Origin of the sequence: Nocardia gipuzkoensis (assembly GCF_021183645.1) — a bacterium.
Taxonomy (GTDB): Bacteria; Actinomycetota; Actinomycetes; order Mycobacteriales; family Mycobacteriaceae; genus Nocardia; species Nocardia abscessus.
On record NZ_CP089225.1, the window covers coordinates 3,252,820 to 3,263,477 of the forward strand.

A 10,658-nucleotide genomic window follows, 5' to 3' on the forward strand; every position below is an offset into this window, starting at 1 on the left:
CTCGCACTCGAAAAGGATCGCCCGATGGTTTCTGCCGGCCGTGACGAATTGATCAAAGCCCTACTGCACGATGAGGGGCTCTCGGACGCCGGGCGTGACCAGATCGTGCCGCGATCAGCGTCGAACGAGTTTTTGCCGTTGTCTTTTGCGCAGGAGCGGTTGTGGTTGGTTGATCAGTTGGGTGGGGGGTCTGCGGCGTACAACATTCCGCATGCGGTGCGGTTTCGTGGGGTGTTGGATGTGGGGGCTTTGGAGTGGGCTTTGGGGGAGGTGGTGCGTCGGCATGAGGTGTTGCGGACGTGTTATCCGGTGGTGGGGGGTCGGGTGGTGCAGCGGGTTTTGCCGGTGGGGGGTTTTCGGTTGGGGTTGGTTGATTTGTCGGGGGTGGGGGATTCGGAGGGGGGTTTGTGGGAGCGGGCTGCTGCGGAGGCGGTGGAGCCTTTTGATTTGGCGGTGGGTCCGGTTTTTCGGGCGGAGTTGGTGCGGTTGGGGGGTTTGGATCATGTGTTGTTGTTGACGGTGCATCATATTGCGTCGGATGGGTGGTCGAGTGGTGTGTTGGTGGGGGAGGTTGCGGCTGGGTATCGGGTGGCGTGTGGTGTGGGTGGGGGTTTGCCGGTGTTGCCGGTGCAGTATGGGGATTTTGCGGTGTGGCAGCGGGGGTGGTTGCGGGGGGAGGTGTTGGAGCGGCAGTTGGAGTATTGGCGGGGGGTGTTGGATGGGGCTTCGGTGTTGGAGTTGCCGGTGGATCGGGGGCGTCCGGAGGTGTTGTCGGGGGTGGGGGCGACGCGTCGGTTTGTGGTGCCTGGGCGGGTGCGTGAGTCGTTGATGGGGTTGGCGGTTGGGGAGGGGGTGACGTTGTTCATGGTGTTGGTTGCTGCGTTCGATGTGGTGTTGGCGCGGTTGACCGGCGCCACCGACATCGTCATCGCTACTGCGGTATCCGGCCGTCCACACCGCGATTTGGAGTCACTGATCGGGTTCTTCGTCAATACGTTGGTGTTGCGGACGGATGTGTCGGGGGATCCGAGTTTTCGGGAGTTGGTGGGGCGGGTTCGTGAGGTGACGTTGGGTGCGTATGCGCATCAGGATCTGCCTTTCGAACAACTCGTCCAAGAAATAAGGGCCGACACCGAATCTGATCGACGCGATCACCGCCGTCCGCTGGTCGAGGTGCTTTTCCAGCTCGACGAGTCCCCCTCGCCGTCGTTGTCGCTGCCCGGCCTCGATATCGAACCGCTCGCGGTCGACAAACAGGCGGCGAAATTCCCATTGACGGTGATGATGTGGGACCGCCCCGACGAGGGACTTACCGGTGGCATCGAGTATCTCGCCGAACTGTTCGACGATGACAGCATCGCTGCGCTCGTCGCCGCCCTGAATTCGGTCCTGGCCTGGGCCGTAGAGAACCCGGAAACGCCACTGTCGCAGTGGTCTTCAATGAGCGAAGCGGTGGGTGTCGACCCGTCGCAACAAGAAAGCGTGGCGCTGTGAACGATCCTTCCGACGTCGATGTCACTTCGGGGCAGCCGTCCCGTGCTGCCGTGCTGGATCGGCTCGTGCGCAGCCGGCTGGGTCGGCACGACGAACCCGAGCAGGCTCCGGACGCCGCTACCGAGGCGGAACCGGGCCCGATTCCGATGACACCCCTCCAACGTTCGCTGTGGTTGCACGGAGAACGGTACGGCCACGGTCGGCGCCAGTTGGTGACGTGGAGTGCGTGCCTCACCGGTGAGATCGACGATGCCGCCCTCGAAGCGGCACTGCGTTCGACCGCCGGTGACGGCGCGCTGCAAGTGCGATTCACCGTGCTGGACGGTGAATTGGTGTGTCTGCCCGAGCCGCATCGCGAACCCGTTGTGTTCGTCGATCACAGCCGTGAGTTCACCGACCTCGGTCCCGCAGACCGGGAAGCGGCGGGCCTGAGAATCGTTGCAGGCAGGGTGTCCGAGATCGATCCGGCGCACGGTGTCTTCGCGGCCACCTGCGTCCGGATCGACGCGAACCACCTGTTGATCGGCCTGATCGCTCACCATCTGGTCTTCGATGCGAGATCGCTGCGGGTGTTCCTGGATCGGCTCGCCGAGCGCTACGAAAAGCGGGTGCGGACATCGAGTTCCGGTCCGCTGCGAACGGCGCGGCTTTCCCGGCCGACCGCGGGTACTCGCGATTCGATCGCATACTGGACCGAGGTGCTGGCCGACCGGCCGCCGGGGGTCGGCGCGCAAGAGGGGCGTGGGTCCCGAGGTGGCGGTCGCCGCGACGTCGCCATCGGCGCACCGGCCACTCGCGCTCTGCGACAGCTCGCGGTCGATTGCCGTGCGTCGCTGTTCATGGTGGTGTTCGTGGGCGTCGCCATCGCGATGCGGAGGGCGGGCGCACCCGCCGATGTGATCATCGGTGTTCCGGTCGACACTCGGGAACCCGAGGACGCCGATCGGATCGGCTGCTTCGTGAACACCCTCCCGTTGCGTCTGCGATGGGCAGACGGCGCGGCGGACTACCGCGCGCTTCTCGATGACGCGCGCAGGGTGGTCACCGAAGGCCTGGTCCATCGCGACGCCGCGCTGGCGGACATCAGTGCGGCACTCGGTGGCTCGCGCAGTGCGTCCGGTGCGTTGTTCGACGTGACGCTCAATTTTCTGGGGGTAGGCGTTGACGAGCTCTATATCGACGGAGTCGAATGCGAACCGCTGGATCTCGCGGTGGCGGAGCCGGAGTTCGGGCTGAGCCTTTTCGTCCGTGAGGAGGGCTCGGAACTCGACATCGTGCTGGAGTACTCCACCCGGTTGCTCGATGCCACCGGTGCCGAGCTTTTCGGCGAGCTACTTGCCGACGTGTTCGACGAGATGGCGAATCATCCGGATCGGGTGATTCCGGCGGTGGCTCGCACGCAGCTGTGGCGCACCGCCGACGCCGGTGCGGCGAGCACACCGCCACGGGACACGGCCCTTGAAGCCCCTGTGCCCCACCTCCAGGCAGTGGTTGCCGATGTCTTCGCCATAGTGCTGGAACAGGCGGGGCCGCTGACTGCCGACGACGATTTCTTCCTACTCGGCGGGCACTCGTTGCTCGCCATGCGCGTTGCCATGGAGCTCCGTCTGCGCACGGGCGTGGATCTCACGCTTGCTGACATCTTCGACTACCCGACTGTCGGCGAACTCGCGGCGGTGATCGCGGGCCACCAGGACGCCGGTACCGACATCGAGACGGAGGGCTGCCGGTGAACACCATCGACCCGAGTGCGGATTTCCTGACCGCGATCATTCGTCGCGGTGAGCGTCAGGGCCATGACATCGGTATCAGGTATCTCGATGAGCTGGGCGACTGTGCCGACGAAATCACCTATGCCGAACTGTCGGACGGGGCGCGCCGCGTCGCGGCGACCCTTCGAGAGGAGGGTGTGGCCGGACTGCCTGTCGTGCTGCTGACCGGGGCGAGACGGTCTTTCGCCGTCTGGCTGCTGGGGTGCATGCTGGCCGGATCGGTTGCGGTGCCCGCACCCCGTCCACGAGGTAGCCGCCAGCAGGAGCGGTTGCGGCGGCTGGTGCAGGATTCGGGTGCGGTCGCCATCGTCGGACCGCCGTCGGCCGATCCGATCGAGGTGCCGGGAGTGCAGTGGTGGACGCCCGACTGCTATCTCGGATATGAGCCGTCGGACGTCCCGGCCGTTTCCGAAGCGCCCGAGCAGGCCGCGATCCTGCAATACACGTCCGGTTCCACCGCCGCGCCGCGAGGAGTCGTGCTGACCCACGTTTCACTGGGGCACAACATCGGCCAGATCGCCTCGGCGTTCGACCTGAGCCCGGAGTCTAAGGCCGTGATCTGGTTGCCGACCCATCACGACATGGGTTTGATCGGGGGCCTGCTCACGCCACTGTCGATCGGTTTTCCCGTCACGCTCCTGGAACCGAGGCACTTCGCCCGGCAGCCGATCGAATGGCTGCGAGCCATCTCCCGGGAGCAAGCGACCGTGAGCGGCGGGCCGAACAGCGCGTATGACATGGTGGCGCGCGGACTGGCAAACTTGGCACCGGACGACGCCGTTCTGGACTTGTCGCGATGGCGGACCGCGTTCGTCGGCGCCGAACCCATTCACCCCGAGACCATGCGGCGGTTCCTGAAGGCCACCGCTCCATTCGGGTTCGGAGCAGCGGCTTTGCGCCCGTGCTACGGGCTGGCCGAGGCGACGCTCATGGTCACCGCCACGCGTGGCGGCGACATCGGCACTACGCGACGGCCCGGTGACGAGAAGGAGATCGTCGACTGCGGACCCCCGGTAGCCGACACCGAGGTCGTGATCGCCGACAACACTGGCCGAGCGCTGCCGCCCGGCCGGGTCGGGCGAATCCTGGTGCGCGGGCCGGGCGTGGCGGCCGGTTATCGCTCGAACACCGAGGAAACCGAGCGGGTGTTCGGCGCTACGGTCCGGGGGCGCGCAGGTGTGTTCCTGGATACCGGTGATCTGGGTTTCCTCGACTCGGCCGGGTGCCTGTTTCCTACCGGGCGGACGAAGGAAGTCCTGATCGTCAACGGCCGCAACATCTATCCGTCGGATCTGGAATTGGCAGCCGCCACAGCCGCCGGGTCCGCGCTCGCGGGTGCGGCGGCGGCGTTCGGTCTCGGTGTGATGGACGAATTCGCGGTCGCGGTGGAGTGCGCGGCTCCCGAATCGGAGCATGCCGCCCTGGTTCAGCGGATCCGACTGGCCGTCTTCGACGAAGCGCAGCATGCTCCCGCTGTCATCGCGCTCGTCCCGACCGGCTCGCTCCCGCGTACGACGAGCGGCAAGATCCAGCGCGGTCGAACGCGTACCGCGTACCTCGCGGGCGGACTCGCGCCCTTCGCCGAGTCCGATACCCGGCTTTCCCGCACGACCCCCGGCGTACACGAGCAGCTCCTGCGGACCGAGCTGGCTCGGGCGACACCTGCCGCACGGGTTCGGCTGCTCGTCTCCTATCTCGAGGATCGGCTCGCGGCGGCAGGGGTAGTGGCAGCGGCTACAGACACCGAATCATCACTCATCTCACACGGGCTCGACTCGCTGACGCTGGTATCGATCCTGAGCGGCCTGGAGGCCGCGGTGGGACAGCCGCTGAGTCGCAGCACACTGCTGTCTTTGTCCTCGATCGAGGCGGTGGCCGCCGCGGCTGCCGATACCGGCCGCTCCGAGACACCCGTTCGCCCGGCGCCGCTGCCCGGCGCCGAGTACGGGACTTGGTCTGCGGCCTCGCCCGCCGAGTCGGCGATGTTCGTGCTGGAATCGCTACTGCCCGGTGGCACCAACCTCTGGGGAGCGTGGGAGGTGACGGGCCCGTGTGACGCCGGCCTCGTCGAGTCGGCACTCGCCACGCTTGTCGATCGGCATGATGCCCTGCGAACCAGCTATCGCGACAGTCCCTTGGGTGTCCAGCGCCGGGTGCAGCCACCTACGACGTGCCCGCCCGATGTGGTCAGCATAGCGGCGGCCCGCTGGTCCGAGGCGAGGGTGGAGGACTGGCTGCGGACAACCACCCGATTGCCCTTCGATATCGCTGAGGCACCATTGCTGCGGGGGTATGTGCACGAGCTGGGCGACGATCGTCACCTACTGCTGGTGACCGTATCCCATCTTGTAGCCGACTTTCGCTCCACCACACTGCTTTTCGACGAGCTTGTCGCCGAACTGAACCAACCGGGTTCGGCTCCCCCTGTCGAACTCGGTTACGCCTCCCATGTGCCCGCGGCGCACGCGTACCTCGACAGTGAGCGCGGTCGTCGCGCGGTCGCGGATTCGGTGCGTGAGTTGAGCGGTGTGTCGTCGCGGTTGCTGCCGAGTGTCGCCGGCGCCGCGGATCGAGTGCCGGTGGGTGCGGCGGCCGAGATGCCGATCGTGGTGCCCGCCGACGCCGTCGATGCGCTGACGGCACTCGCCCGGCTGGAACAGACAACGCTCTTCGTGGTCATGCTCGCCACCTACCAGGCGGCGCTGCATTGCTGCACCCAGCAGGGTGAAGTAGTGGTCGGGACGCCGGTACTCGGCCGCGAGTCCCGCTTCGGGGCGTCCGTGGGCCTTTTCATGAACCAGGCGCCGATCATCAGCAGGTTGGACGGTCACGGCACGTTCCGTGAACTGGTTCGCGCAACGCGCGAGCGCGTACTCGCCGCGCTCGATCGGGAACATTGCCCGCTGACCGCGGTCACCGCGGCGCTCGGGCGCAACGCCGCGGTCTTCGAGACCATGTTCGTGCTCCAACAGCCTGCCCATCAGCTCGCGTTGGGCGAGGTGGTGGATGGCGCTCGCGTTCGGATCGGCGATCTGACCTTCCGCTCACGCTATGTGCCGCGGAGCCTGGACACGCTGCCGCTGACACTGGTCGGGGCCGAATACGAGGGGACCCTCCGATTCGTTCTCCGCTATCTGTGCGACCGAGTCTCGCCGGACATCGCACGGCACATCGCCGATACGTTTGTGGCACTCGCGCGGCGATTGGCCGAAGATCCCGACGCTCCGGTTCTTTCGATTCTTTCGCCGCCCGTGGCGCACACACCGAGTTCGTGGCGCGGTGCCCCGGCACGGCGCAAGGAGTCCGTCGTCGACCGGCTTCGCGACGTCGTCGGCACCTACCCGGATGTGGTGGCGGTCGATGACACGGTCACCACCCTTACCTACGCCGAACTGTGGGAACGGGCGGGCCGTGCGGCGGCGATGCTGCGCAGCCAGGGTGTGCGACCGTCGGGCACGGTGCTCATCCTGTGCCGGAGAAATGCCGATGCGGTGGTGGCCACCATCGCCGTGCTGCGGGCGGGCGCGGCTTACGTCCATCTGGACGCGGACTCTCCCATCGAACGACTACGGCGCATCGCCGTGGACAGCGGTGCCGCCGTCATGGTCGCGGAAACCGCACTGGCACCTGCGGCACGTGCGCTCGGCGTACGGATGCTGACGCCGGATGATCTGCGCACAGGCGGGCCGGGACAGGAACTTCTGGAGATACCGGCCGAGCTACCGGCGTATATCAGCTACACATCGGGTTCGAGTGGGAGCCCCAAGGGAGTCCTGGTCGCACATCACGCGGTGGTCGCCGCCGTCGACGCCTATACCGACCGCTTGGCGATCGGTCCGGGAGACGTCGTCTGCGGCGTCTCCGCATTGGGATGGGACATCGTGGTCGGCGATATCCATGCCGGCCTGCTTCGCGGCGCGACACTGTGCTTGGCGCCCGCGGACGTCGTGGTCGACCCGGTCGACCTGGTTGCGCTGCTGGCCGCGCGACGGATCAGTGTTCTTGCGACGACACCGCATAGATGGAGGTTGTTGCTGGACGCTGGTTTTCGGCCTTCAGCAGGGTTTCGCGCGGTCTGCGGTGGGGATACCATGCCGCCTGCGCTCGCCGCCGACTTCCGCAGGCTCGGGGTGCACGTATGGAACTTCTACGGGCCGACCGAGACCGTGCTGTGGGCGACGTGCAATGACCTGTGGCGCCGTGGTGGCGCCGAATCCGCCTCCGTACCGATCGGAGTGGCGCTCGACGGGTACGAGCTCCACGTGGTCGACCCGGCCATGCGGCCGGTGCCACCCGGTGTTCCCGGTGAGTTGTGCATCGGCGGGCCCACCGTGGCCGAAGGCTATCTCGGCGCGGCCGCGCAGACCGCGGAACGGTTCGTGCCGGATCCCTTTGCCGCCACGCCAGGCGCCCGTGTGTACCGCACCGGAGACATAGTCCGCCACGGGCCCGGCGGACTCACCTTCCACGGTCGAGCAGACCTGCAACTGAAGATACGGGGCCACCGTGTGGAAGCGGGCGAGATCGAATCGGCACTGGTGGCTATTCCGTCGGTGAGCGCGGCGGCGGTGGTCGCGGCCGATACCGAACTCGTGGCGTACGTGCAGCGGGTTGCGGGCGCTCCGACCGGCGGCGCCGAGCTCATCGGAACGGTCGGCTCCACGTTGCCGCGGTATATGGTGCCGGATCGGGTGATCGAGGTCGACGAGTTGCCGGTGACCGTCAACGGCAAAGTCGACCGCGTGCGGCTGGCCGAGATGGTTCCCGAGTACGCACTCTCGGCCCGGCCGGTCGAACATCAGCCGGCCACTGTGACCGAAAGGCTGGTAGCCGACATATTCCGGGAGGTACTCGGCGCTGAGGTCGATGTGCAGGACGACTTCTTCGCTGTCGGCGGACATTCGCTACGCGCGGTCCAGGTTGCCGCGCGTTTGAGCATGGCGATCGGCAGACAAGTCTCGGTGCGCGCGATCTTCGCGTATCCCACCGTGGCGGGCATTGCCGACTACCTCGATCGGGTGGACGGTGTGCACGGTTTCACCGCAACCGCTCCCAGCGAACGTGCCGAAGGACGGCCCGGAGCGTTGACCTCCGGGCAATACCGGGTGTGGTACGAGCAACTGGTCGCCGAGGGTGATGTAGGACTGGTGCTCCCCTTCGGAATCGAACTTTCCGGAACCATCGTGCACGGAGCCGCCGTGGAGGCTTTCGATTACCTGGTGGATCGGCACGAGTCGCTGCGGACCGTCGTCGTCGAGGAAGGGGGCGAGCCACGTCTATCACTCGGCCCGCGACCTGAGCTGTCGGTAGTGCGGGCACCGGGCATGTCGCTCGGCGATGTGCGGGAAGCTCTCGCGGTACTGACCGGTGAGCCCTGGCGGGTCGACGAAGGCCCGTTGATCCGGAGCGAGTTGCACCTCATCGACGAGGACCGCGCCTTCCTCCTGGTCGCTGTGCACCATCTCATCTCGGACGGATGGTCGGCACGGGTGCTGTTGAACGAATTCCTGACCGTGTATGCCGATCTGGTTGCCGGCCGAGAGCCCCGCTTGCCGCGGCTGGTGGTCGGTGAACACGACGCCGCGCGACGTCGCGCGGCCGCGACCGAGCTGGTGACCTCCCATACGGTCCGTCGGGTCGCCGACCGACTGCAGGATGCGCCGCGAATTGCCTTGCCGACGGTGACCGCGCGGCGCACAGACGGAGCGGCACGACGATATAGCGTCGAGGCAGGCGCGCTGGTCCATCGAATCGCGCGTCGGCGTCGTACCACGGCTGTGGCTGTGGTGGCCGCGGCGCTCGGGATGGCGCTGAGCAGCCGGTGTCGGCAAGAAGATCTGGTGCTGTGGCTGGACGTGGCGAATCGGGACCATCCGGATCTCGAACATCTCGTCGGATACTTCGGGAATCAGATACCCATGCGGCTGCAGATCCGCACTACCGATGACCTCGGATCGGTGCTCGACCGAGCCGGCGGCGCGCTCCGCGACGCACTCGAGGATGCGGACGCACCGTATGAGCAGGTGCTGGCCGAACTCCGCCGCCGCTCGGGCGGAGCGGTCGTCGGCGATCTAGTGGATGTCAAGGTGGTACATCAGTTCATGCCCCGGCGCATCACGTCGGGCGACTCATCGATTGTCGGCACCCTGGTCGACTCGGGGTGGGCGTCCGCGGCCGATCCGGTCGGTCTGTGGATATGGGACGACGGCGAAGCGTGCCGTCTCGAAGTCCATTACCGGCCGGAATCCTGCTCAGCGGAGTGGGCCGAGGCACTCCTCGACGCCGTCGTTGCGACGCTTCACACGGAGCTGCGGCTCGACCGGGGCGGCCGCCCGGCTTTCAGCGAGGTGACTGTCGCGCCCATAGGTATCGGGGACCGGCCGCACCGATCGATCGACGTCTGTGTCGACTCGAGCCGTGAGACCAGCGTTCTCACCGTCGAGAGCGATGGCATCACCGATCCGCAGTCGTGGCTCGCGGAGCATCGCGATGTGGTCGTGGGGGGTTTGAACGATCATGGAGCGGTTCTGCTTCGCGGATTCGATGTTGCGACTCCGGACGCACTCACCGCCGTCACCACGGTGTTGTACGAGAAAAACTATGCCACAGCGGAACACCCCCGGCAGGTAATCGACGGGCAGGTGGTGACCCCGGTCGACTATCCGCCCGAACTCGAATTGTTCTGGCACAACGAGGATTCGTTCAACCGGATCTGGCCCGCCACATTGGCGTTCGCGTGTGCTCGTGCGGCCGATGAAGGCGGTGAGACGACCGTCGTCGACGGTGTCCACGTATGGAAGATGCTGCGGCCGGGAGTGCGCGCCGAGTTCCAGGAGAAAGGTGTGCGCTACATACGCCGATTCATTCCGGGCCTCGGTTTGCCATGGACAACGGTTTTCGCCACCGAAAATCGAGCGGAAGTCGAGCGACGGTGCGCGGCGGACGGGATGAGCTGGACGTGGGAGCACGACATTCTCACCACCGTCGCGCACCGGCCCGCAGTCATGTCCACTCAGGGCGAGCAGGCCTGGTTCGCCCAGATATTGCATTGGCATGAAGCATGTATCGACCCCGAAACACGGGAGGCGATGCGTGCCGGCCTAGGCGGGCTCCTGCCTCGTTCGGTTACTTTCGGCGATGGCTCACCGATTTCCGATGACATAGTCGACGAACTGATCGACGTATGCCGGGCCAGTGAGTATCCGATGCGCTGGCAGCCTGGTGACGTGTTGTTCGTCAACAACCGCCGCGCGGCGCACGGCAGACGGCCGTACCGGGGCAGCCGCAAGATCTTGGTGGCCTTGGGCGACCCGGTGGAGGAGTGAAACCGGCGGGAGCCGATGTCCCGCCGACGGCGAGCCCGCCGACCACCTGATCGGTCGATCCTATGGT

Annotated in this window: 3 protein-coding genes; all 3 read left to right on the forward strand. The window is 66.5% G+C overall.

Annotated elements, in window-relative coordinates; translation table 11 throughout:
* The first annotated feature begins 24 nt into the window (after positions 1-24).
* From LTT66_RS14665 to LTT66_RS14675, 3 genes are read left to right on the forward strand one after another with little or no spacing between them, the layout of a single operon-like run.
* The gene (locus LTT66_RS14665; protein WP_233067700.1) at positions 25-1,494 is read left to right on the forward strand and encodes a condensation domain-containing protein; all 1,470 of its coding nucleotides are present in this window, start codon (positions 25-27) and stop codon (positions 1,492-1,494) included.
* Complete coding sequence (locus LTT66_RS14670) at positions 1,491-3,227, forward strand: condensation domain-containing protein (protein WP_233067702.1); 1,737 nt, start codon at positions 1,491-1,493, stop codon at positions 3,225-3,227. Before LTT66_RS14665 ends, LTT66_RS14670 begins: the two co-directional genes overlap by 4 nt.
* Positions 3,224-10,591: a non-ribosomal peptide synthetase gene (locus tag LTT66_RS14675; RefSeq protein WP_233067704.1), complete on the forward strand. Its 7,368-nt coding sequence runs from the start codon at positions 3,224-3,226 to the stop codon at positions 10,589-10,591. Before LTT66_RS14670 ends, LTT66_RS14675 begins: the two co-directional genes overlap by 4 nt.
* Positions 10,592-10,658 lie beyond the last annotated feature (67 nt).